Origin of the sequence: Bacterioplanoides pacificum, assembly GCF_042648445.1 — a bacterium.
Lineage (GTDB): Bacteria > Pseudomonadota > Gammaproteobacteria > Pseudomonadales > Oceanobacteraceae > Bacterioplanoides > Bacterioplanoides pacificum.
Genome location: NZ_JBHRYB010000015.1, coordinates 196,594 through 219,418, shown reverse-complemented (window position 1 = coordinate 219,418; position 22,825 = coordinate 196,594). Strand labels below are relative to the sequence as shown.

20 protein-coding genes and 1 riboswitch are annotated in these 22,825 nt (G+C 51.8%); of the genes, 13 read left to right on the top strand and 7 right to left on the bottom strand.

What is annotated here, in order from left to right; all coding sequences use genetic code 11:
• The 3 genes from ACFOMG_RS15915 to queE all read left to right on the top strand — a co-directional run.
• On the top strand, positions 1-195 hold a 195-nt coding region (locus ACFOMG_RS15915), incomplete at its 5' end, for a hypothetical protein (protein WP_376868078.1).
• A gap of 113 nt (positions 196-308) precedes the next feature.
• Positions 309-983, top strand: a complete 675-nt coding sequence (queC, locus tag ACFOMG_RS15910) for a 7-cyano-7-deazaguanine synthase QueC (RefSeq protein ID WP_376868076.1) — start codon at positions 309-311, stop codon at positions 981-983.
• Positions 983-1,723 (top strand): 7-carboxy-7-deazaguanine synthase, encoded by a 741-nt coding sequence (queE, locus tag ACFOMG_RS15905; protein WP_376868075.1) that lies wholly within the window; start codon positions 983-985, stop codon positions 1,721-1,723. Before queC ends, queE begins: the two co-directional genes overlap by 1 nt.
• A gap of 269 nt (positions 1,724-1,992) precedes the next feature.
• On the opposite strand, the gene ACFOMG_RS15900 is transcribed toward queE, so the two are convergent.
• Together ACFOMG_RS15900 and hdfR are read right to left on the bottom strand one after the other, a co-directional pair.
• Complete coding sequence (locus tag ACFOMG_RS15900) at positions 1,993-2,955, bottom strand: alcohol dehydrogenase catalytic domain-containing protein (protein WP_376868074.1); 963 nt, start codon at positions 2,953-2,955, stop codon at positions 1,993-1,995.
• A complete protein-coding gene (gene hdfR, locus ACFOMG_RS15895; RefSeq protein ID WP_376868072.1) occupies positions 2,952-3,854 on the bottom strand; it encodes an HTH-type transcriptional regulator HdfR in 903 nt (300 codons plus the stop codon). The genes ACFOMG_RS15900 and hdfR overlap by 4 nt, the downstream gene beginning before the upstream one ends.
• Positions 3,855-3,972: 118 nt before the next feature.
• Between hdfR and maoP the strand changes: the two genes are divergently transcribed.
• Genes maoP through rimK form a run of 3 tightly spaced genes read left to right on the top strand, consistent with a single transcriptional unit; the run spans position 3,973 to position 5,643 of the window.
• Positions 3,973-4,320: a DUF413 domain-containing protein gene (gene maoP, locus ACFOMG_RS15890; protein WP_376868070.1), complete on the top strand. Its 348-nt coding sequence runs from the start codon at positions 3,973-3,975 to the stop codon at positions 4,318-4,320.
• Complete coding sequence (locus ACFOMG_RS15885; RefSeq protein WP_376868068.1) at positions 4,310-4,741, top strand: ATP-dependent zinc protease family protein; 432 nt, start codon at positions 4,310-4,312, stop codon at positions 4,739-4,741. Before maoP ends, ACFOMG_RS15885 begins: the two co-directional genes overlap by 11 nt.
• Positions 4,738-5,643, top strand: coding sequence for a 30S ribosomal protein S6--L-glutamate ligase (rimK, locus tag ACFOMG_RS15880; RefSeq protein ID WP_376868067.1), 906 nt, complete (start codon positions 4,738-4,740; stop codon positions 5,641-5,643). Before ACFOMG_RS15885 ends, rimK begins: the two co-directional genes overlap by 4 nt.
• A 70-nt stretch (positions 5,644-5,713) precedes the next feature.
• Here the strand turns inward: rimK and ACFOMG_RS15875 are convergent, their stop codons facing one another.
• On the bottom strand, positions 5,714-7,114 hold the full coding sequence (locus ACFOMG_RS15875) for an AmpG family muropeptide MFS transporter (protein ID WP_376868066.1): 1,401 nt from the start codon (positions 7,112-7,114) through the stop codon (positions 5,714-5,716).
• On the bottom strand, positions 7,114-7,599 hold the full coding sequence (locus ACFOMG_RS15870) for a YajQ family cyclic di-GMP-binding protein (RefSeq protein ID WP_376868064.1): 486 nt from the start codon (positions 7,597-7,599) through the stop codon (positions 7,114-7,116). The genes ACFOMG_RS15875 and ACFOMG_RS15870 overlap by 1 nt, the downstream gene beginning before the upstream one ends.
• A gap of 121 nt (positions 7,600-7,720) precedes the next feature.
• Between ACFOMG_RS15870 and ACFOMG_RS15865 the strand changes: the two genes are divergently transcribed.
• From ACFOMG_RS15865 to ACFOMG_RS15840, 6 genes are all read left to right on the top strand, one after another.
• Entirely contained in the window at positions 7,721-8,737 is a 1,017-nt protein-coding gene (locus ACFOMG_RS15865; protein ID WP_376868063.1) for a hypothetical protein, read from the top strand.
• 20 nt (positions 8,738-8,757) lie between these two features.
• Complete coding sequence (locus ACFOMG_RS15860; protein ID WP_376868062.1) at positions 8,758-9,678, top strand: ketopantoate reductase family protein; 921 nt, start codon at positions 8,758-8,760, stop codon at positions 9,676-9,678.
• A complete protein-coding gene (locus ACFOMG_RS15855) occupies positions 9,675-11,672 on the top strand; it encodes a two-component system sensor histidine kinase NtrB (protein WP_376868060.1) in 1,998 nt (665 codons plus the stop codon). Before ACFOMG_RS15860 ends, ACFOMG_RS15855 begins: the two co-directional genes overlap by 4 nt.
• Before the next feature lie 18 nt (positions 11,673-11,690).
• Positions 11,691-11,923: riboswitch (cobalamin riboswitch) on the top strand.
• A gap of 7 nt (positions 11,924-11,930) precedes the next feature.
• Positions 11,931-13,784, top strand: coding sequence for a TonB-dependent receptor domain-containing protein (locus tag ACFOMG_RS15850; RefSeq protein WP_376868059.1), 1,854 nt, complete (start codon positions 11,931-11,933; stop codon positions 13,782-13,784).
• A 10-nt stretch (positions 13,785-13,794) separates the two neighbouring features.
• A complete protein-coding gene (locus ACFOMG_RS15845) occupies positions 13,795-14,349 on the top strand; it encodes a cob(I)yrinic acid a,c-diamide adenosyltransferase (protein ID WP_376868058.1) in 555 nt (184 codons plus the stop codon).
• 1 nt (position 14,350) lies between these two features.
• Complete coding sequence (locus ACFOMG_RS15840; protein WP_376868057.1) at positions 14,351-15,670, top strand: cobyrinate a,c-diamide synthase; 1,320 nt, start codon at positions 14,351-14,353, stop codon at positions 15,668-15,670.
• Positions 15,671-15,783: 113 nt separating this feature from the next.
• Here ACFOMG_RS15840 and ACFOMG_RS15835 read toward each other — a convergent pair whose 3' ends face one another.
• Genes ACFOMG_RS15835 through aceE form a run of 3 tightly spaced genes read right to left on the bottom strand, consistent with a single transcriptional unit; the run spans position 15,784 to position 21,863 of the window.
• Complete coding sequence (locus tag ACFOMG_RS15835; RefSeq protein ID WP_376868056.1) at positions 15,784-17,805, bottom strand: methyl-accepting chemotaxis protein; 2,022 nt, start codon at positions 17,803-17,805, stop codon at positions 15,784-15,786.
• A 38-nt stretch (positions 17,806-17,843) separates the two neighbouring features.
• A complete protein-coding gene (locus ACFOMG_RS15830) occupies positions 17,844-19,157 on the bottom strand; it encodes a 2-oxo acid dehydrogenase subunit E2 (protein ID WP_376868055.1) in 1,314 nt (437 codons plus the stop codon).
• A 12-nt stretch (positions 19,158-19,169) separates the two neighbouring features.
• On the bottom strand, positions 19,170-21,863 hold the full coding sequence (aceE, locus tag ACFOMG_RS15825) for a pyruvate dehydrogenase (acetyl-transferring), homodimeric type (protein ID WP_376868054.1): 2,694 nt from the start codon (positions 21,861-21,863) through the stop codon (positions 19,170-19,172).
• 116 nt (positions 21,864-21,979) lie between these two features.
• Here aceE and cobO point away from each other — a divergent pair, with 116 nt between their 5' ends.
• Entirely contained in the window at positions 21,980-22,624 is a 645-nt protein-coding gene (cobO, locus tag ACFOMG_RS15820; protein WP_376868052.1) for a cob(I)yrinic acid a,c-diamide adenosyltransferase, read from the top strand.
• Positions 22,625-22,825 lie beyond the last annotated feature (201 nt).

Here is a 22,825-nt window from a genome sequence, read left to right as displayed (position 1 = left end):
ACCAAGCCAGCGTGTCAAGCAGTTATTTTTAAAAAGTTATTTAAAAACAAGCACTTAACCAGTTCCGTCTGGCTTTCCTTTTCGCCCTCAGCGATCAGGAGCGGCGCATTCTACAGACATAGAAAAAGCCGTCAACACCTTTTTGTAAGTTTTTTACAGCAAGATGAAATTTGTCCTTTCTCCTCCGACCGCTGAGTTTTAGCACTGCTTCTATAAAGAACGTATACTTGTCGGCGGTACACAATCCCGTGCCCTGATTCGGACTGTTCTCTGTTTCAGCATCTTAGTAATAAAAGAGAGACCTGTTTATGTCTGCTACAGCAGCTGAAAAGGCCGTCGTTATCTATTCCGGCGGCATGGATTCCTTCACTATTCTGAATAAGGCTCAGCAAGACGGCTATGAGCTGTACGCCCTGACCTTTGATTACGGCCAGAAGCACTCCAAAGAAATTGAGTTCGCTAAACGAGTCTGCGCCGAGCTGGATATCCGCCATAAGATCATCGATATCACCGCCATCAATCAGCTATTGCAGAGTTCTTCCCTGACGTCGGATAAAGACATCCCTGAGGGTCACTACGAAGCCGCCAATATGAAGTCGACCGTGGTGCCTAACCGCAATATGATTCTGCTTTCACTTGCGATTGGTTACGCCGTCGATATTGGCGCCAATAAGGTGTTCTACGGCGCCCACTCCGGCGACCATGCCATCTACCCGGATTGTCGGCCTGACTTCGTTCACGCTATGAATAAAGTCGCCAAGCTGGCCAACTACGAGCCGGTGGATATCGTGACGCCTTATTTAGACAGCGATAAAATCGAGATTCTGGCCGATGGCCTGGCAATGGGTCTCGACTACGGCAAATCCTGGACCTGCTACAACGGCCGTGACAAAGCCTGTGGTAAATGTGGCTCTTGCGTCGAACGATTGGAAGCGTTTGAAAAGAACAATGCCACCGACCCGCTTCCGTACGAGACAGCCTGATGCCCGCTCCTCAATCAGGCAATCGAACGAAAGAGAAGCGGTACCGGGTCAAAGAGATCTTTTACACCCTGCAAGGCGAAGGCGCTCAGGCCGGGCGCCCTTCGGTGTTCTGCCGCTTCAGTAAATGTAATTTATGGAATGGTCGCGAAGACAGCCGTGCAGCTTCCATCTGCGATTTCTGCGATACCGATTTTGTGGGCACTGATGGCCAGCTCGGCGGTCAATACAGCGCCGAAGCCCTGGCCCGGCAAATTGCCGACCTCTGGCCTGGCGCGACCGGTAATAAAGTCGCTAAACCCTATGTTGTCTGTACCGGGGGGGAACCTCTGTTACAACTGGATGAGCCTTTGATTGATGCTTTGCACCAGCAGGGTTTTGAAGTGGCCGTTGAAACCAATGGCACCCTGCCTGCACCAGCGGGTATCGACTGGATTTGCCTGAGTCCGAAAGGCAAGTCCGAGATTGACCTGATTCGCTGCGACGAATTAAAGCTGGTGTATCCACAACCGGATGCCATGCCTGAACGGTTTGACTATATCGAAGCGGATCATCGTTATTTACAGCCGATGGCCGATTATCAACCGGTTGTTTTTGCCAGTGATAAAGGCCTGGATGCTCAGTTAGAAGGGGCGAAAGAAGGTCTTTCGAAAACCAATACTCAGAAAGCAGTGGATTTCTGCTTAAAACACCCTGAGTGGAAACTGAGTTTGCAAACCCACAAAATGCTGGGCATTGAGTAAATTATTTCGCGTTATTAAAAAAGAATCGAATATCTTTCAAAAGCAGCTGCAGGATGCAGCGGTAGGATCGTGGTTCAGGGACGAACTTTCGATCCTGTGGCTGAAAGATGTTCGGTTCTTTTCAGCAGTATTCGTTTCGATAACGTACCGCTCAATCCCAGTTATTTTTCAGTCACACCCATCGCAATCGCCATCTATGGCTCCGGCGATGGTACGCAGCTCCATGCTGCTGTTTTGAAAAACAACCGAGATTAAGTGGCTATTTGAAATCAAAGCTCCGCTTTCATCACCACTTTATTTTTTAACTCACCGGCTTCGTAAGCGCGGTGGATACCAGCGACATCCGACATCCGCTTTTCGTCAGCTTCAGGCACCTGAATCAAACCGGCATCGATGCTGTCACTCAACTCCGCCAGAAACTCACCATGAGCCTTACGCCCATTACCAGTTAACAACGGCAACAGCATAAAAATGGCATGAATCGTCAGGGATTTCACATGCGCCTGAGTCAGGTCGTAAGTGTTGCGCGCATTAATCGTCGCGACCTGGGCATACGGAGCCGCCACGCTTAACGCTTGCTGAAAGCTGTCGCCGCCAAAGGTATCCAGCACCTTGTCGAACCCGCCGTTAACAAGGGCCGCCACGTCATCATGCAACGCTGCTGTAACCCCTTGTTGTTGCAACTGCGCCAGCCGCTCATCATTGCCGGCACTGCCATAAACGGCGATGCCCTCTTTCTGCGCCAGACGAACGGCCCACTGCCCCACGCCACCGGAGGCCCCCAACACTAACAGTTTATCCTCACTGCTGATCACCAGGCGCTGCAACGCCTCAAACGCTGTGATGGCGACCAATGGAATAGCCGCGGCCTGCGCCAACGACAACGATTGCGGCGCTCTGGCGAGTAAGTCGGCATCACACACCATTTCTTCGGCCAGCGCGCCGCCGCTTCCCTTCACCCCGCCGGCACAGCCATACACTGCATCACCCACAGCCAGATGATCAACACCGTTCCCGACCGCAATCACCTCGCCACTGACATCACAGCCCAGCACACCCGCTGTATTAATAATGGGTGCCAGACCGGCACGGATTTTGGTATCAACCGGATTAAAGCCGGCGGCACATACCCGGATTTTTACCTCACCCGGCTGCAATTCGGCTAACACGATTTCCCCCGGCTGCATCACCTCCGGGCCCCCTGTTTGCGTCACAATCCAGGCCCGCGTCATAAGCTGCTCCTGTCATCAGAAAGATCAGTGGGGGCCAGCGACGGCGCCGCAATAGGTTCACGCAGACACAGCTGACCAATCAATTTTTCTAACAATGCCGGGCTTGCATGACTGCTGCTGTAACTGGCGTACAGGGTTCGTTGCAATACCGGCGCCTGGTGCAACACCGTCAGCTGACCGGAGTCGATAAAGGGTTGTGCCAGGCTCAGTGGCAGATAGGCACAACCGGGTTTATTTAATACACAATCCAATGCGATCCGGCCAGTATTGGTTTGCAGAATAGGCATCGCTTCCACCGGGCAAGACTGGGCCTGCTGCATCTGAAACGATACTCCCCAGTCCACCAGCACATACGCATCCCGCAACGCCTGCTGCCAGTTATCACACGGCAGAGAGCTGACCAGATACAATTCCAGCATCAGTACTTCGCGGGTAATCAGTTCATCCACTTTGGGTGCATCAAATACAAATGCCAGATCCAGTGAGTGCTCCATGACCTGACGAATCAGCGTGTTGCCGCTGTGCGCCACGGCATTAAATGCCAGCTCCGGCTGCTCTTTAATCAGACGTAACAATTCATGTTGCAGAAAGGCATCCCATAAATTGGGCGTTGCGCCTACGGACAGCTGCTTCTGTTTATCATCACTTAAGGCAACTTCCTGACGCATACGCTGCACCAGCAGCAGGCTGTTCTCAGCCAGAGGCATAAGCTTTTCGCCCGCTGGGGTCAGACGGATGTTGTTACGCTGCCGGGTAAATAACTCAACACCCAGCAACCCTTCGAGCTGACGCACCCGGGAGCTGACCGCCGACTGAGTCAGATAGAGGTTTTCCGCCGCCCGGCCAAAATGACGGGTACGCGCAACCTCAGTAAATGTTCGCAATAATTCGGTATCCATAACGCCTTTTTAAAACAAAATTGCTTTTCGTGTCGATCAATTTTTTTCGTTTTACCCGTCCGCAGCACATCACCATACTCCGCGGCGTTTTTTCGGCTATTGTGGATAACATCCCATTATGACAACACAAACCAGTTTCAGCGGTTACGGACGTTTTTTCGATGACGCTAACTATCCATACGGCTTTGCCCGCTCCGGTGACTTCAGCCGCAATCAGGCAGACCTTCTGGAGCAGTACGGTAACGCGTTAAAAGCACTGCATCAGGGCGATTGCCAGCCCCGGGATGAGCAGGAAGCACGTTTTGTTGAGGTTTGTCAGGGCCAACAAGCGGCCCAAAGCCCGTTAGAAAAAGCCTGGTTGCTATACCTTACAGGTCTGAAAAAGCGTAACGTATACTTCAGCGCATCTACCGCTGCTTCTGTTGCAGAACAAGGAAACGATAACAACTATGACGATGACGACTAAACAGACCCTGGGTTTTATCGAACGCATTGCTTTTGATGATCTGGATATTGATTGCAAAGCCAAGGTCGATACCGGCGCCTGCAGCAGCAGCCTGCACGCTGAACGCATTGAGGTGTTTCAGCGGGATGGTAACGACTGGGTGCGTTTTCATGTGTTGTTTGACAGCAACAAGGCGCGTATTGATCGCCTGTGTGAAGCCCCGGTACTGACTCAGCGTCACGTGACCAGCTCCAATGGCCAGACCAGCCATCGTTATGTTATCGCAGCCAGTATTACGTTAGCTGGCCAGCAATTCACAACGGAAGTTACCTTAAGCCACCGTGGCAATATGACGTACCCGGTGTTAATTGGCCGTAAAGCATTAAGCGGCCGCTTTATTGTCGATGTGTCTCAATCATTTGCAGGAGACAAAAAAGGATGAGAATCGGAATTTTATCACGCAACAGCAAGCTGTATTCCACCCGGCGCCTGGTAGAGGCCGCCGAAGAACGCGGCCATGAAGTTCAGGTGCTGGATACGCTGCACTGTTATATGAACATTAACAGCAGCGATCCCAGCATTCATTACCAGGGCGAGGAGTTACCGTCGTTCGATGCGGTGGTGCCTCGTATCGGTGCTTCGATTACGTTTTATGGTACAGCGGTATTGCGTCAGTTTGAGATGATGGACGTTTACCCGCTGAACGAATCTGTAGCGATCAGCCGCTCACGCGACAAATTGCGCTCGATGCAACTGATGTCGCGCAAAGGCATTGGTTTACCGATTACCGGCTTTGCTCACAGCCCGGATGATATTCCTGACCTGATCAAAATGGTCGGCGGAGCCCCGCTGGTGATCAAGCTGCTGGAAGGTACCCAGGGTATTGGTGTGGTACTGGCGGAAACCAAAAAAGCTGCCGAAAGTGTGATCGAAGCCTTCCTGGGGATGAAAGCTAACATCATGGTGCAGGAATACATTAAAGAAGCCGGTGGTGCCGATATTCGCTGTCTGGTGGTCGGTGATCGGGTCGTGGCGGCGATGAAACGCCAGGCACAGGAAGGCGAATTCCGCTCTAACCTGCACCGCGGTGGTACCGCCTCAGTGATCCGCATCACTCCGGAAGAACGTGCCACCGCAGTAAAAGCAGCCAAAGCCATGGGACTGAATGTCGCCGGGGTGGATATTCTGCGTTCTAACCGCGGTCCGGTGGTGATGGAAGTAAACTCTTCCCCCGGTATTGAAGGTATCGAACGCTCCACCGGTATTGATGTCGCGGGCAAAATTATCGAGTTTATCGAAAAAAATGCCCGCTCAAACCGTACCCGCACACGGGGCAAAGGCTGAACCTTTTATCACGCCTCAACAACATCACATCTCAATAACGGGCCTGTCGCTGACGACAGGCCCGTTGTGATCACAGCTCTGCAGAGCGCTTTTGTTGTTCCTCCTGACGGTGATGCCACATCAGCACCACCACCAGCGCAATCGCCGGAATCCCCAACACCGATGCCAGAATAAAAAACTCGGTGTAACCTGAGCTGTCGACCACCCAGCCGGAAAAACCCGAGATAAACTTACCGGGTAAGGTCATCAGCGAGCTGAACAAGGCGTATTGCGTGGCGGTATAACTGCGATTGGTCAGACTGGACAGGTAAGCAATAAAAGCCGTACTGGCGATACCCCCACTGAGATTATCAGCACTGATCACCAGCGCCAGCCAGGCCAGCGATGGCTTCAGCTGAGTGCCCATATCCAGACCAGCCTGCACAGCCAGCAGCGCAAATAGCAGGTTGGTGGCAGAGACCAGCACAGCGCCCAACAATAATGGCCGCAAGATGCCGTAACGCACCACCAGCACGCCACACAATGCCGAACCGGCAATGGTCATAAAGAAACCGAATATTTTCGCCACATTGGCCATTTCTTCTTCGCTATAACCAAGGTCGATATAAAACGGATTCGCCATGATCCCCATGGTGATATCACTGAGGCGGAACAGCGCAATAAACAACAGAATTAATAACGCAAAGGCACCATTGCGCTGAAAAAACTCCAGAAACGGACAAATCACCGCCCCTAACAACCAGCGCTGCCAGGCCGGGCGTTGAGCCAGATGCATAGGCCGGCCCATCACCTGATCGACCATCAGAGCTTCATCTGCAGCTCGCTGCTGGGCACTCTTGCGCACCGTAGCGTCTGCCCATAACGTCACCAGCACCATCAGTGCCGCCAATGCTGCCATGATGCTGTAGGCCGTTGGCCAGTCTCCCCAGCTGGCCAGGTACAAAGCACCGGCCCCGGCAACCAATAACGCCAGACGATAACCAAAGATATACGCCGCCGACATCGCACCCTGCATCGTATCTTTGACAATTTCAATGCGATAAGCATCCAGCGCGATATCCTGGGTAGCGGATGAAAAGGCCACCAGCACGGCTGCTGCCGCCAGCCATAACAGCGACTGCGGCGGATGCCAGTGACTCATCACCAGCAACCCCGCCACAATCCCCAGCTGACCAATCAGAATCCAGCTGCGCCGCTGGCCAAACGCTTTGGTTAACAGCGGAATCTTCAGCCGGTCAACCACCGGCGCCCAGAATATTTTGACCGAATAAGTCAGACCGACCCAGGCAAAAAAACCAATCGAGGTACGTTCAATCCCTTCCAGCCGTAACCAGGCCGTCAATGTAGTGAACACCAATAAAAACGGTAAACCAGCCGAAAAACCCAGCAGTGCAATCACTATCACCGGTTTGCGGAAATACACCAATAAGGCTTCACGCCAGCTTCCTGCTGACCGGGAAAGCGCCATCATTAATCTTTAAAGTTTTTAAACATCAACGGCATCTGAATCGACTCATCAGAACGGAACAACGCCATCACATCCTGCAGATCATCACGTTTTTTACCGGTCACCCGCACCATCTCGCCCTGAATCGCAGCCTGAACTTTCAGCTTGCTGTCTTTAACCAGCTTTACCATTTTTTTCGCCAGTTCTTTATCAATACCCTGACGCATAGTCGCGGTTACTTTTACCTGCTTCCCGGCACCCACACAGTCGCTGTACTCCAGACAACTGACTTTAATTTTGCGTTTGATCATGGCGCCTTCCAGCATGGGTTTCATCTGTTCAATCTGGAACTCTTCATTCGCCGTCAGCGTGACAATAAAATCCTTCAGTTCAAAACTGGCATTCACACCTTTAAAGTCAAAACGAGTAGATAACTCGCGATTGGCCTGATCGACCGCATTCTGGGCTTCGTGTTTATCCACTTCGGATACCACATCAAATGAAGGCATGGCCTTACTCCTGCATTCACACAATCAAAATTTAACCGCCGCACTGTAACACGGAATGTGGTTGCCACCGACACTGGCATTTGCATAAAACTCAGCTACCTTTTTGGCTATGGAAACCAAAATGACACTGCACGGCGCCGGAAGTTATTATTTTTCGGTGCGCGGAGCGAAAGACCAGGCCATTTTTCACTCAGTACTGGAATACGGATACGGGGTGGAGATTCTTGCAGGCATCAAACAGACCCGGCTACTGGCCTACGTGTTCGATGAACATCAGATGCAATTTGTGATGCAGTGTGATCGCGACTGGACAGAAGTGATGGACGACATCCAGATCGCTTTTGACGATATGCACGAGCGCTGCTGGCACAAGCGCCGGCAGTTATTGTCTGACCAGGGTATCGTGTTACTGGTGGATGAGCGTGCTTACCTCACCGACCTGATCATGCAACTGCACCGCTGGCCGGAAACCAGCCGGCGGGTTTCCGACGCCAGCCTGTATCCCTGGAGCAGCGATCGCCACTATCGCGCACTGACACCCCCCGCCTGGTTAGACGTGGAACCGATGCTGAATCTGCTATGCAACAGCCGCCATAACCGCGCACAACGCTACGACAGTGTGATGCAACAACCTCATAACAAAACACTGGACCTGCAACATGGCAGCCACCCCACGTATCAGGCGCTGGCACGGGATGAATTCATCAGCCGCTTTATGAAAAAACAAGCCCTGAGTCAGGCAGCCCGCAGCAATGACGATCTGCAACGGCTGTTTAACGATGCCTGTCAACTGGTTGCTGAACGGTTTGACGTCAGTGTTGAACACATGACCAACCCGATCAATCGCCGCCATTTCCACCGGCTGATGCCGGTGGTGGTCTGGTTATTACGGGAACGTGGTGCCCATCTGGATGACATCACCAGACTGGTGGGTGAAGACGAAAGCCGCTTACGGCTGTGGCTGCGTAATCTGCCTGCCGATCATCCGGCGTCGTTGCTGAATAAATTGTTGGCGTTGTGGTCTCCACAACCCCCGGCAGCAGCCCGGCCTGCAGCAGCCGATAAGCTGGACAGCGCTACAGCTGACAATCCACCGGAAACGGCGGCGGACGCGTTACTGACTTCCGGTTCCGGCTAAAGCCACCTTATAATCGGCACATGACTACTGCCGTTTCCACTTCCGCCGCGCCACACCCCCGCAACCCGCCTGCTGCCAGCATCACACTGCTTGGCATGGGGGCCATCGGAACCCTGATGGCCTGGCACTGGCGAAGCCAGCGACTTTTCTGCCTCAGCCGCAGTCAACAAGGCTGTGAACGCCGGATACAGGACCAGCAAGGTGCCAACCACACCTTGTTATTACCCCACTGGGACCATGCCCCGACAGACTGGCTGGTGATAACCACCAAAGCGGCTGACACCCTGAACGCTCTGCGTCCGTTGCAGCCCGACCTGCCACGAATAAACAATATCCTGCTGCTGCAGAATGGTATGGGTCAGCAACAACAGGTTGCTGAATGGCTCAGCCAATTCAGCCAGGCACCACAATTGTGGGTGGGTATTTCCACCGAAGGGGCTTATCGCTCAAGCCAGCAACAGGTTATCTGGGCCGGTTGTGGAGAAACCTGCATCGGCCGCTGGTCTGAGCAAGACCGGATTCCCGCTCCGGCATTGCCGAACACCCGGAGTGTCAGTGACATCCATACCCGTATGCGCGCCAAGCTGGCCATTAATGCAGTGATAAACCCAATGACGGCAGTCCTTCAGTGCCGTAATGGCGAACTGCTCAGCAATGCGGATTATTCCCGCCAGATGACCCTTCTGGCGAATGAAATTCAGTGGTTATATCAGCAACTTGGCTGGTCACTGGATTTTTCCTTAGCTCAGCGCGCCGCCGAAGTCGCACAAGCCACTGCGAATAATCTCTCATCATCGCTACAGGATGTGTTAAATCAGCGCCCCACTGAACTGAACTACATTACCGGCTTTTTATTACAGCAGGCGCAGAAACATCAGTTGTCGTTACCCCACAGCGAATACTGGTTACAACAGCTGGGCGAGCGGAGCCGCAACGAATGATGCTGGCACGGCAAAAAGCCATATTCGCCACCCTGCTGACGATCAGCAGTGTGATCCTCATTGCGACCTTGTCTTATATTGCCGCTGCCGATCGTATTGGCCGTCAGCAACTGGCGCCTCAGGTAAGCCAGATCATGGCCGGCATACTGCAGACCGAGCTCAGTCACCATGCCGATCTGCTGGTACTACAAACCATGCTGCAACGCATGACCCAACATTATCAGATAGACGAAGCCGCACTGTATAACGACCAGCAACAACGCTTGATTCACAGCTACCAACACACGTTAACACCCCAACTTAACGCCCACCTGGCGGAAGAATCCCAGCCAACCGACGGCCGGCAGATGTTGTTTCCGCTCAGTTATCACGATCTACAGGGCAAACCACAGCGTTTTACTCTGGCTATTATTAACCGTGCCTCCCTGCCCGGCTTTTTTCTGCTCGATACCCTGACAACCACCCTGTTTGTTGTTTCCTTGTCAGCGTTGCTGTGTTTTCTGCTGTATCTGGCAATCCGCCGCTGGCAACGCTCTCCTTACGACACGTTATTACAGGAGTTACAGCAACAGGCCGAACAACCTCACGGTGACGTGCAGCTGAGCGCCAGTGATCCGGATATCCAGCCGCTGGTCAATGCCCTGAACGATATTTTCTGGCTGCGGGAACAGCGTCACCGGGATTTGCGCAGTGCCCGGCACCAGGCAGAAAGTGCCCGCTGGCGGGCAACCCGGTTGTCGGATGAAACCCGTCGTATCAATGACCACCTGGCCAAAGAAGTTTCGATTCGCCGCGGTATTGAAACCCAGCTGAAAAATACCCAGAGCCTGCTCGATAATATACTTCACGCCATGCCCTCGGCCATTTTTGCCGTCGATGAACAACTGCGCATCGTACAATGCAACCAACAGGCCGGAGAATGGTTACAACATGACCCACAGCAACTGGTGGGTCACCGGCTGGTGCGACTGATTCCGGAACTGGAAACACAAAATATTCTGTTTGAGCGCGAGTTACCGCAACCAGAAAAAATTGAACGTTTAGCCCTGCCCAGTCTGGGACAAAACATCACGGGTGACCTGTTAATTTACCCGATTCAGCACGCCCGCCAGGCGAACCGTGTGATTCGTATTGACGATGTCAGCGTACGTCTGCGCATGGAAGAAATAATGGTGCAGAGCGAAAAAATGATGTCGGTCGGCGGCCTGGCCGCTGGTATGGCACACGAAATCAATAATCCGCTGGGAGCGATATTACAAAATGTGCAGAATATTCGCCGTCGTCTGCAAGCCGGCCTCAGTGCCAACCAGAAAGCAGCCAATCAACACGGGCTCGATCTTGAGAAACTGCAACATTATTTACAGCAACGTCAGATTTTTCTGTTTATTGATCATATCCAGCAAGCCGGCGAACGGGCAGCCACCATCATCCGCTCCATGCTTCAGTTTGCCCGTAATGACCACCTGCAGAAACGCCACATTAATATCCACGACCTGATAACAACCAGCCTGACCATTGCAACCACCGACAGTGATCTGAAACACATTCGGATTAACACCGAACTGCCAAAAACGCTGCCTGACGTCGCATGCGTACCCAGTGAAATTGAACAGGTACTGCTTAACCTGATCAAAAACGCACAACAGGCGCTGGATGATAGCCAACAACAAACACCAGCTATTCAGATTCGCGCCTTCCTCCAGCAACAGTCTGCACCAGCTCCACAACAGCAACAAATTGTGATCCAGGTTGAAGACAATGGCCCGGGGATTAAGAGCGCTGATATCCCACATATTTTTGAACCTTTCTACACCACCAAAGACGTGGGAGAAGGCACAGGCCTTGGGTTATCAGTCTCGTATTTTATTATCACCGCCCATCATCAGGGACAACTTAATTACCGGTCAGGTAAGGATGGTGGATCCTGTTTTGAAATTGTTTTACCACTTAATGCCCCCGCTCCTCAGACTTTGGTAACAAACACTGAAACTTGACCAGTTTTCAGCCAGCGGATATTCTGCCGCCCCTCAGGTGCTCTGATCTTCGATCAAGTTAAACGGGAAATTGGTGTCATTCAGCTCCCGCTGAAGCAATCCAATGCTGCCCCCGCAACGGTGATCGGCCTATCCGACTGACCTCAGCCACTGTAACTTAACCGTTATGGGAAGGCGTCAGTTGGCGTTACAGGTTTCAAACTGTGTAACAGGCCGTCAGCCCGGATACCGGCCTGATAATGTTCAACTCGTATTGCGGTGGGCGATACAGAAGAAGTAGCCAAAACAGAGGCTACTTGTTTTGATTCCCGCCGATTGGATAAATCCTATCGGACTCTTATGAAAAAACTGATCTTATTCTCCGGACTGATCTCAGCAACATTTTCTTATGCTGAAACCCAGCTGGATACGCAAACCGTTACAGCAACGCGCTTACCTGAAAACACCATCAATGATGCACAATTGATTATCATTGATCGTGAGCATATTGAGATGAGCAACGCTCAATCACTGCCGGAGTTACTCAACCTCGAGTCAGGTATCCAATTTACTCAGAATGGTGGCCGCCTGAACACCACCAATCTTTATATCAACGGTCTGGATAACAAGCGTATTACAGTATTGATTAATGGTGAACGCGTAGGAACGGGCACAAACGGAACAACGGCTTTTAATCTGATTGCACCGGAACAGGTAGAGCGGATTGAAATAATTCAGGGGGCGCGTGGTGCGTTATACGGTGCGGATGCCCAGGGTGGTGTGATTAATATTATTACCCGAAACGAGACAGATAACAGCCAGCTGACCGCGGCCTTTGGCAGTGATAAAAACAGAGAGCTGAACCTGAGAACTGCCACCAGCATTGGTCGTACAAGTCTTTATTTCAATGCACAACACGATGCCAGTGATGGCTACGACATCAAAGATGATGACGAAAGTGACAAAGACGGTCATGAGCGTTACAGCATTGCAGGTGGAGCCGCGATCGAAATCAGCAAACAACAAAAGCTGGCACTCGATTATCAGCGTAGTAAAGGTAACTACGAGTACGATGGTAACTTTGGCAACAACGCCGACTTTGATAATCAGGCACTTTCTGCCAGATATCAGATCGTTGCAGAAAAATTAACAATCAGTGCAGCGGCTGGTCGCAGCGAAGATAACAGCTGGGACTATAAGGATCATCAGAAACGCTCTGCAGATGATTTATTTGCCACTACAAAAAACACGGCCAGCCTCATTGGTCGTTACCGTGTTAATTCACAACATTCTGTGATTTTGGGTTCTGACTATCAATCAACAGATATCAGCGAATCCGGCAAAGACTACGACGAGTCAAAAGACAACAACACCGGCATTATTACCGGCTACCGTTACACCAACAGCTTTGCGTCCGTCGAATTAGGAGCTCGTCATGATAACAACAATCGCTATGGCCAGTTCCGCTCGTTTAATACACAGGTTGTACTGACGGCTGAGAATGGAGATGTTATTTCCGCCGGACAAGCCACTGCTTTCAGAACACCAACATTTAATGACTTGTATTACCCGGGGTTCGGCAATGATGAGCTGGAGCCAGAGCGCTCCAGAATCTGGTCATTAGGGTACCTCAGACCGTACAACAACGGCTCTTTAAAGTTAAATGGCCAACGGGCAATTTTTAACAACAAGATTACTTATAATCCTGTCGCGTTTAAAAGTGAAAACATCGGAAAATCCAGTGTTGATTCAGTCTCTCTGGTCTGGAAACACCAGTGGAACAGTTCTCTAAATTCGCAACTGAGTCAGGATTGGCTTGATGCCAAGAATGATGGAAACGGAAAACGTCTGAGCCGTATTTCCCCCCGCAGCAGTAAGGCCATCATCCGCTATTACAGCGGTGCAGTTTCTACGCAGCTGGAAGGTATTTATTATGAAGGCTCTCCTAAATCCGATGGCGGAGAACGTTTAGCCAGTTACAGCTTATTTAACGCAAGCATTAACTATCGTGTGATTCAGGACCTTACCGTCGGTTTACGACTTGATAACATTTCAGATCGTGAATATGAAACAATATCCGGCTATCCTGCACCGCGGCGCAGCTGGATGCTAAAATCGCGCTACAACTTCTGAGGTTAACACCATGGGCAACCGACTCTCTAAAATTGCCACTAAAACCGGCGATAAAGGTGAAACAGGACTGGGCGATGGCTCACGGGTCAGCAAAAGCAGTGCCCGCATGCATGCCATTGGCGATGTCGACGAGCTGAACTCCTGGGTCGGTATGCTGCGTGCTGAACTGGATGAAAACGACGAGCTGATTGCTCTGTTACATCAGGTGCAGCACGATTTGTTTGATCTGGGTGGCGAGTTGTCCGTACCCGGTTTTAATGCGCTGCAGGAAGTGCTGATTACCGATCTGGAGAACCATCTGGAAGGGTTAAATGACACCCTGCCACCACTGAAAGACTTTATTCTTCCCGGTGGCAATAAAGCCGCAGCGACCTGCCATCTGGCACGCACCGTGTGTCGCCGGGCAGAACGTTCACTGGTGGCACTCAACACCAGTGAAACGAGCAGCCCGCTGGCTTTACGTTACCTCAATCGCCTGTCAGACGTGCTGTTTGTGATGGCGCGGGTACTGGCCCGACGTTCAGAGAGTGGTGAAATTCTCTGGCAAAGCCGCCATCAGAGATAATATGAAACCATCGTTATGTCCGGCCTTATTCCTGACGGCACCCTCTTCCGGACAGGGTAAAACCACAGTCACGGCAATCCTGGCGCGCTGGTTCAGCCGTCAGGGTAAAACCGTCCGTATTTTTAAAACCGGTCCGGATTACCTCGACCCACAAATACTGGAGCAGGCCTGTGGCCATCCGGTTGAGCAGCTGGATTTATGGATGTGTGGTGAGGCCTATTGCCGCCAGCGTTTATATCTGGCCAGCCAACAGTCTGACCTGATCCTGATTGAAGGCGCGATGGGCATGTACGACGGCAATCCATCCAGTGCCGATTTAGCGGCCACCTTTGGTATTCCTCTGGCGTTATTAATGGACGTCAGCGGTATGGCGCAAACAGCCGCAGCACTGGCATATGGCCTGGCCAGCTATCGTGATGATATCCAGGTTGCCGGACTGATCGCCAACCGTTGTGGCAGTGATTATCACCGCAACCTGATCGACGCAGCATTACCGGATACGCTGCCCTTATTATTCGCCCTGCAACGCGATGAAGACATCAGTCTGCCGGAACGCCATCTCGGCCTGGTACAGGCCAGTGAAATAACCCAACAACTGGAACAGAAACTGAATCACGGTGCCGATAAACTGGCAGCACTGAATCCTGATGACTTCCTGCAACAATGTGGTGTCGTGGAATTTCAGCCACAAACACAACAACAACCCCCGGCACTGCTTCGCAACCAGCGCATAGCCATCGCCCGGGATGCGGCATTCAGCTTTATTTATCGCGCCAACCTGGAGTTGTTACAGCAGATGGGGGCTGAGTTATTGTTTTTCTCCCCGCTGCACGATCAGCAGTTGCCCGATGCCGATGCCCTGTGGTTACCCGGTGGCTATCCTGAGCTTCATCTTGAGCAACTCAGCCAGAATCAGCCAATGCTGGACGCCATCCGTGATTTTTTTAATGCCAACAAACCAATCCTGGCCGAATGTGGCGGTTTTTTGTATTGTCTGGAGCAATTACAACCACTCCATGGTGATGGCGTCAGGTTGCTGGGATTATTAACCGGTGAAGGCATAATGCGTGATCGTGGCGGCTGCCAGGGCATGCAAGCGGCACCCTTGCCGGAAGGTGACATCCGTGGCCATTCCCATCATCGCTCAGCCACTCGCTCTTCAGAACAACCATTAATATTTGCCAAACGCGCACGTCACCCGGCTCCGGGTGAAGCCATTTACCGTCGTAAACAATTAACGGCGGGCTACCTGCATCTGTTTTTCCCATCCAACCCGCAGGCCGTGGCGCAGATATTCTCGAACACTCACGACCTTGTTTAACACCTATAAATGTATTTATTAAATTGTGTGTATTCCAAACCGGTTGGGAAGTTTTCCGCAAAAAAATGCCGCAGTCACTGCGGCATTTTGCTATTGAAAGCATCACAAGCGAGTCAGTGCACTTTAAACTGATCCACCCGCTGCGATAACGAATCGGTAATCGCCTGGGTTTTACGCACCGCTTCCACCGTTCCTTCGGCATTAGCCGATGTTTCTTCACCACCATGACGAATGGCTTCCAGGTTAGTCTCCAGCGCGGTAGCGTTATCTTTCTGCTCCGCTGCCGTCACCACGATATCGTTGGTTTTACTCTGAATATCACCCATGCTGGCCTGAATTTCAGACAAGGTGGTTCCTACCTGTTCCGAGTTAGTTACCGTGGTTTCCACCATATCGCGATTCACCTTCATGGTTTCCACCGCACTGACGATATTCTGCTGCACATCACTGATCAGTTCTTCAATTTCCTGCGCCGAACCCTGAGTGCGGCTGGCCAGCGTTCGTACCTCATCCGCCACCACGGCAAAACCGCGCCCTTGCTCTCCGGCCCGCGCCGCTTCAATCGCCGCATTTAACGCCAGCAGATTGGTTTGTTCAGCAATGCCCTTAATGGTTTCCAGAATGCTGGAAATGCTGCTGGAGTTCTCAGCCAGACGATTTACCGCCTCCATCGAGTTCTCCATCTCCTGAGATAATCGTTGTACCTCACCCATTACCTGAGTCACGATCTGACCCGCTTCATCTGACTTTAATTGCCCCGAGCGGGCGGCCTGTTCTGCGGCTTCCGCCAGACTGGTCACCGTGACAGCCCGCTCGACCATCGCACTTAACGCATCCGATACCTGATGGGTTTGTTCCAGCTGATTCTGCACCGCACCGCGACTGCGGTTCGCGATACCTTCAACATCATTGACGTTATCCGATACCGAGGCTGCTGACTCTTTCACCGCCGCCAGCGTGGTACGGATATTAGCGATCATATTATTAAAAGCATCCCGCAGCTGTCCCATCTCATCTTTGCCGTTAAAGCTGATTTCCTGGGTCAGATCACCGTTAGCAATATAACCGGCGGTTTTTGAGAAGTGTTTGATGGTGTAACGAATCGACATAAAAAATGCGATATAAAGGTAAGCAATAACCGACAACACCACACCAATAACAATCACAAAGTTACGTACTTTATTCTGTTGTCCTTCCAGCCGTTGCTGCAGTTTGGCTTTAATCAACGGCATGGCCTGCTCTTCAATCGCCGATAATGCTGCCCACTCCTGCTCCATAAACTGCGAAAACTGTTGCCATTTCATTTCTACTGATACCGCAGAAATCAATTCATCATCGAGTTTAAAACGAATATTTTCCAGCGCTTTGTTTGCAGCACGAGCGGTTTCTCCCAGCGTCAGACTACCGGATTCATCAGCGGCGGAAACCACCACGCCCATCACGGCTTCAGCAGCAATCAGTTTGTCGTAGGTATCATTAAGTAGATCGAAGGTAGACGACTTGAGGTATTTTTCTAACAGACCATAAATCCCCAGCGCCCGGGCACTGCCGGCAGCATCAAATACCTTCGGCATATCATTCAACAACAGTGCCACCAGACTTTGAATTGAGGGATCAGCATCCAGCGATAAACCACTGATCTGACTGTACTGACGAACCAGAGCATGCAGTTTATCCACCGCGGTCTGATAATGCTGTAATTGCCCGGAATACATGGTCTGCCGATTCTGCCCCTCAATGCTCAGGCGTACACCGTAGTCCGCCTGCCATCCTTTGAGTTTTTCACGTAACTCATCGCTGGGAGCGTGTTTAATCGCGTCGCTGATCCGCTGTTCCAGTTGTAGTTTGTGTTCAGCAACCTGCTGACGTAATCCGTCATCACTGAGAAACGGCAGCACAGCAGCATGATCCCGGTAGGCTTCCACCGCATGGGCCAGCTGCAACAACTCACCGATGGTGTGAATGCCCTGCAACTCGGCTTCGGTCTTTTTAACCGTTTCAAATGCACCGAAGAACACCTGTCCGCTGAGCACAATCAGGGGAAGGGTAAATAAAAAACTGATCAGGCCAAATTTAGCGGCATAGTTTAACCGCCCCATAAATTTGATAGCTGGCCACATAAGTGCCTTGAGCATAGACAAACAACCTCTGATGCTTATTATTGTCGGCCGATTTACATCAACACATTCCTAAGATCCTGCAGGCAAGCCACCAGCCGCTGGCTGAATCTGGCCGCCTCTGCACCATCAATAACCCGGTGGTCATACGACAGCGATAAAGGCAACATCAGCCGTGGAACAAACTCCTGACCATTCCACTGCGGTCTAAATTCCGCTTTCGATAACCCCAGGATAGCGACCTCCGGAGGATTAACGATGGGAGTAAAGGCTGTTCCGCCGATGCCACCCAGGCTGGACAGACTGAAACAGCCGCCCTGCATATCCCTTAAGGTTAGCTTACCTTCGCGTGCATATTGCGCTTTTTCATTAAGCAGCTGTGTGATTTCTGTAACAGACAAGCGATCAACGTTGTGAATCACCGGCACCAGTAATCCTTTTGGCGTATCCACCGCCACACCGATATGAACATAGTCTTTGATGATCAGTGATTCACCATCCGCACTCAGCGACGCGCCAAATTGCGGAAACTCGCGCATAACCCTGGCAATCGCCTTCAGCACAAACGGCACGATGGAGAAACGTATCCCCCGGGCCTTGTACACCTCATTCTGTTGCTTACGGTAGCTCTCCAGTTCGGTGATATCGGCCAGATCAAACTGAGTGACCTGTGGCACATTAAGCCAGGCGGTGGTCATCGCTTTAGCGGTAGCGCGCTTAATGTTGTTCAGCGGTTCCTGGCGTATTGGCCCGAACTTGCTGAAATCCACCTCAGGGACGGCCGGAATGCCCTGAGCAGAAGCGGCAACAGCTGCAGCACCACTACCCAGGCGCTGCTTCACAAACCGCTGCACATCATCTTTAGTAATACGTTGTTTACGCCCGGATGCCGTTACCTGAGTTAAATCGACTCCCAACTCGCGCGCCAGCTTACGCACGGCAGGCCCGGCATGTACCTTGCGGCTGGCGGATGGTGCCCCATGCCCGGGCTGGTTTTCCGGTATGCCCGGCTCAGGTTGCTTTTCAGCAACCAACGCAGGTGGATGTTCTGCTGTTGCGGCAGTTGCATTATCCTGCTGGATTTCGCTAGCAGCCGCTGATGGAGCGGATGGTTCTTCATTTTCCTGGTTCACCGATGCCACATCCAGCACCATAAAGACGTCGCCTTCATTGACCTTATCACCAGCCGCCACTTTTAATTCCAGCACGGTGCCGGCCGCCTCGGCCGGGATTTCCATGCTGGCTTTATCGGTTTCCAGTACCAGCAGTGTTTGTTCCGGCTCAACCTGATCGCCTGCAACAACCGCCACTTCGATCACATCAACGTCACTGGCACCGCCTAAGTCAGGGATTCTGAATTCTGTTGTCATCTTCATCCCTCCTTATGAGTACAGCGGATCGGGTTTACTGGCATCAATGTTCAGTTCGCTGCGCCACTGCTGCAGTTGCTCCGCGTTCAGCTCCCCCTGTTTCATCAGCTCCACACCTGCGGCCCAGGCAACGTGTTGCCAGTCCACTTCAAAGAAACGACGCAGATTTTCGCGCGAATCACTGCGGCCAAAGCCATCCGTTCCTAAACAGCGGTAGCAACGCCCCGCCGGAATAAAGGGCCGGATCTGTTCCGCGTACGACTTCATATGGTCGGTGGTGGCCAGAATCGGGCCGTCAGAATTTTCCAGCTGCTTAGTGACATACGCTTTCGGGTTTTGTTGCCCGGCTGACAACAGTTGCTGACGTTCACAGGCCAGGCCATCGCGACGTAATTCATTAAACGAAGTAACACTCCAGACATCGGCACTGACGCCGTTATCCTGCAGCCAGGCCGCGGCCAGTTCGACCTGACGTAAAATAGAGCCACACCCCAGCAGCTGGATTTTTATCCCGCTGCTGTCGTTGTGTTGTAAGCGATAAATACCACGCCGAATCCCTTCCTCCACACCTTCCGGCATAGCAGGGTGAGCGTAGTTTTCATTCAGACTGGTGATGTAATAGAAGACTTTTTCCTTCTTCTCGTACATACGGGTTAAACCATCCTGAATAATCACCGCCAACTCATAGGCATAGGTTGGGTCATAACTGACACAATTCGGAATGGTAGAGGCGAGAATATGAGAGTGGCCATCCTGGTGTTGTAAGCCTTCACCATTCAGCGTGGTACGTCCGGACGTGGCACCGATTAAAAAACCCTGGCATTGCATATCGCCGGCAGCCCAGGCCAGATCCCCCACCCGCTGAAAACCAAACATGGAGTAATAAATATAAAACGGAATCATCGCCAGGCCATTGGTGCTGTAGGAGCTGGCCGCTGCCATCCAGGCCGAAAATGCACCGGCCTCATTAATCCCTTCTTCCAGAATACGGCCCTTTTTATCCTCACGGTAAACCATCATCTGGCCCTGATCGACCGGTTCATACAACTGCCCTTCTGAGGAATAAATACCCAGCTGACGGAACATACCTTCCATGCCAAAAGTACGGGCTTCATCCGGAACAATCGGTACCACCCGGTCGCCCATGGTTTTGTCTTTAATCAGCAGCGACATGATGCGCACAAAGGCCATAGTGGTGGAAATTTCCCGCTCCCCGGTTCCCTCCAGCTGAGCTTTAAAAAAAGATAATGCCGGCGCGGTTAACGCGGTCCAGTTTTCATTACGTTGTGGCAAATAGCCGCCCAGCTTCTGCCGTTGCTTACGCATATATTGCAATTCCGGGCTGTCTTCCGGTGGCCGGTAAAAAGGCAGATGCGGTAAATCATCATCCCTGACCGGAATATCAAACCGGTCACGGAAAGCACGGATACTTTCGATATCCAGTTTTTTCACCTGGTGTGCCTGATTCTGACCTTCGGCTTCCGCTCCCATGCCATAACCTTTGACGGTATGGGCCAGAATCACCGTCGGCTGACCTTTATGATTCATCGCCGCCTGATACGCAGCAAACACTTTATACGGGTCATGGCCGCCGCGATTGAGTTTATAAATATCTTCATCCGACAGATCTTTAATGATTTCCTGTAATTCCGGGTATTTTTCAAAGAAGTGTTCGCGGGTGTATTTACCACCTTTGGCTTTATAATTCTGGAATTCGCCGTCAACGGTTTCATCCATGCGTTTCTGCAATAAACCTTTACTGTCTTTTGCCAGCAGCGGATCCCAGAAACGTCCCCACACCACTTTTATGACATTCCAGCCCGCACCGCGGAACTGTCCCTCCAGCTCCTGAATAATTTTGCCATTACCCCGTACCGGACCATCCAGACGCTGCAGATTGCAGTTAATCACAAAAATCAGATTTTCCAGTTTTTCCCGGCCAGCCAGACCAATCGCCCCCAGCGTTTCCGGTTCATCACATTCACCGTCGCCCAAAAAAGCCCAGACTTTACGATCTTTGCGTGGCACCAGTCCCCGGGCCGAGAGATAACGCATAAAATGCGCCTGATAAATCGCCTGTAATGGCCCCAGACCCATCGACACCGTTGGAAATTGCCAATAATCCGGCATCAGTTTCGGATGAGGATAAGACGACAGCCCCGGCTGCAGGGCTTCCTGGCGGAACCGGCTCAGGTCACTCTCCTGTAACCGCCCTTCGAGATAAGAGCGGGCATAAATACCCGGCGCCACATGGCCCTGATAGTACAATAAATCACCGTGAGGGCACTGTTCATTAGTGGCATCCGGGGCGCGGAAAAAATGATTAAAACCAACGTCGTATAAGGTTGCACTGGATGCAAAACTGGAAATATGACCGCCCAGATCACCGCCGCCTTTTTTGTTCGCACGCAATACCATCACCAGGGCATTCCAGCGAATCAGGGAGCGAATGCGCCGCTCCATAAATAAATCCCCCGGCATCGGGGCTTCATTTTCTACCGAGATAGTATTGCGATAAGGCGTATGTAAGGCGTAAGGCAGCGGCATGCCATCGCGGGTAGCTCGCTCGGCGATGCGTTCAATCAGGTAATGTGCCCGTTCCACCCCCTCTTCACGAATAACCGAATAAATGGCGTCCATCCATTCCCGGGTTTCCTCGGGGTCCGGGTCGGTATAAGAGGTATTATCCGGCGTTTGCTCTTCCATACAGCTGGCTCCTGCTGATCAGGCCCGATATCCATCAGGCATTAGTGAGAACTACCCTCATTTCGAGTATAGTCGAGGCTTCTGTGAATGCCTGTTAACCACTGAAGTCTGTCATTATGAGCCAACAAGAAAGCCCCCTTACTCCCGAACAACAAGCCCAGCAAGATAAAGATAACCAGCGCCACAAAGAAAAGATGGCGCGTCACAAGGCCAAAGTGGATGCCGCCATCGAACGGGCTCAGGAAGAGCGCGGCGTGGTGATTGTGTTAACCGGCACCGGCAAAGGCAAAAGCAGCTCCGGTTTCGGTACCGTCATCCGCACCCTGGGGCATGGCTATCAAGCCGGTATCGTGCAGTTTATTAAAGGCACCTGGGACTGTGGCGAAGCCAATATCCTGCAACAGCTGGACGGTTTACAGCACGAAGTTATGGGATCGGGTTTTACCTGGGAAACTCAGGATAAAGAACGCGACCAGCGTGCTCTGGATGCCGTCTGGCCCAAAGCCAAAGCCATGCTGGAAAACCCGGACCTCCGTACCGTCATGTTTGACGAAGTCACCTATATGCTGGCCTATAAGCTGCTCGACTGGGAAACCTTAAAAGCAGCACTGGATAACCGCCCGCCACACCAGAACGTGATCCTCACCGGTCGTGGCGCACCGAGCGCCATGCGTGACTACGCCGATACCGTTACCGATATGAAAATGGAAAAACATGCCTTTAAAGCCGGGGTTAAAGCTCAGGCCGGCATTGAATGGTAAACAACGCCTGATCAATTATTGCTGCAACAACCTCTGCCCCGGCCAGCCGCCGGGGTAACTCCCTCTGCTCACACCATTATTTCACGCCACAATAACGGCTGCTGCTTCAGTCATCATTGCCATGACTGTCTTTACTGCTGTCTTTCCTACACCCCTGAGTTGAATACTGTATTTATATCCACTACTGTATATAAATACAGA

Coding starts and splice junctions, on each gene's coding strand:
- queC (WP_376868076.1), top strand. CDS start 309: ATGTCTGCTACAGCAGCTGAAAAGGCCGTCGTTATCTATTCCGGCGGC.
- queE (WP_376868075.1), top strand. CDS start 983: ATGCCCGCTCCTCAATCAGGCAATCGAACGAAAGAGAAGCGGTACCGG.
- ACFOMG_RS15900 (WP_376868074.1), bottom strand. CDS start 2,955: ATGACGCGGGCCTGGATTGTGACGCAAACAGGGGGCCCGGAGGTGATG.
- hdfR (WP_376868072.1), bottom strand. CDS start 3,854: ATGGATACCGAATTATTGCGAACATTTACTGAGGTTGCGCGTACCCGT.
- maoP (WP_376868070.1), top strand. CDS start 3,973: ATGACAACACAAACCAGTTTCAGCGGTTACGGACGTTTTTTCGATGAC.
- ACFOMG_RS15885 (WP_376868068.1), top strand. CDS start 4,310: ATGACGACTAAACAGACCCTGGGTTTTATCGAACGCATTGCTTTTGAT.
- rimK (WP_376868067.1), top strand. CDS start 4,738: ATGAGAATCGGAATTTTATCACGCAACAGCAAGCTGTATTCCACCCGG.
- ACFOMG_RS15875 (WP_376868066.1), bottom strand. CDS start 7,114: ATGATGGCGCTTTCCCGGTCAGCAGGAAGCTGGCGTGAAGCCTTATTG.
- ACFOMG_RS15870 (WP_376868064.1), bottom strand. CDS start 7,599: ATGCCTTCATTTGATGTGGTATCCGAAGTGGATAAACACGAAGCCCAG.
- ACFOMG_RS15865 (WP_376868063.1), top strand. CDS start 7,721: ATGACACTGCACGGCGCCGGAAGTTATTATTTTTCGGTGCGCGGAGCG.
- ACFOMG_RS15860 (WP_376868062.1), top strand. CDS start 8,758: ATGACTACTGCCGTTTCCACTTCCGCCGCGCCACACCCCCGCAACCCG.
- ACFOMG_RS15855 (WP_376868060.1), top strand. CDS start 9,675: ATGATGCTGGCACGGCAAAAAGCCATATTCGCCACCCTGCTGACGATC.
- ACFOMG_RS15845 (WP_376868058.1), top strand. CDS start 13,795: ATGGGCAACCGACTCTCTAAAATTGCCACTAAAACCGGCGATAAAGGT.
- ACFOMG_RS15840 (WP_376868057.1), top strand. CDS start 14,351: ATGAAACCATCGTTATGTCCGGCCTTATTCCTGACGGCACCCTCTTCC.
- ACFOMG_RS15835 (WP_376868056.1), bottom strand. CDS start 17,805: ATGCTCAAGGCACTTATGTGGCCAGCTATCAAATTTATGGGGCGGTTA.
- ACFOMG_RS15830 (WP_376868055.1), bottom strand. CDS start 19,157: ATGACAACAGAATTCAGAATCCCTGACTTAGGCGGTGCCAGTGACGTT.
- aceE (WP_376868054.1), bottom strand. CDS start 21,863: ATGGAAGAGCAAACGCCGGATAATACCTCTTATACCGACCCGGACCCC.
- cobO (WP_376868052.1), top strand. CDS start 21,980: ATGAGCCAACAAGAAAGCCCCCTTACTCCCGAACAACAAGCCCAGCAA.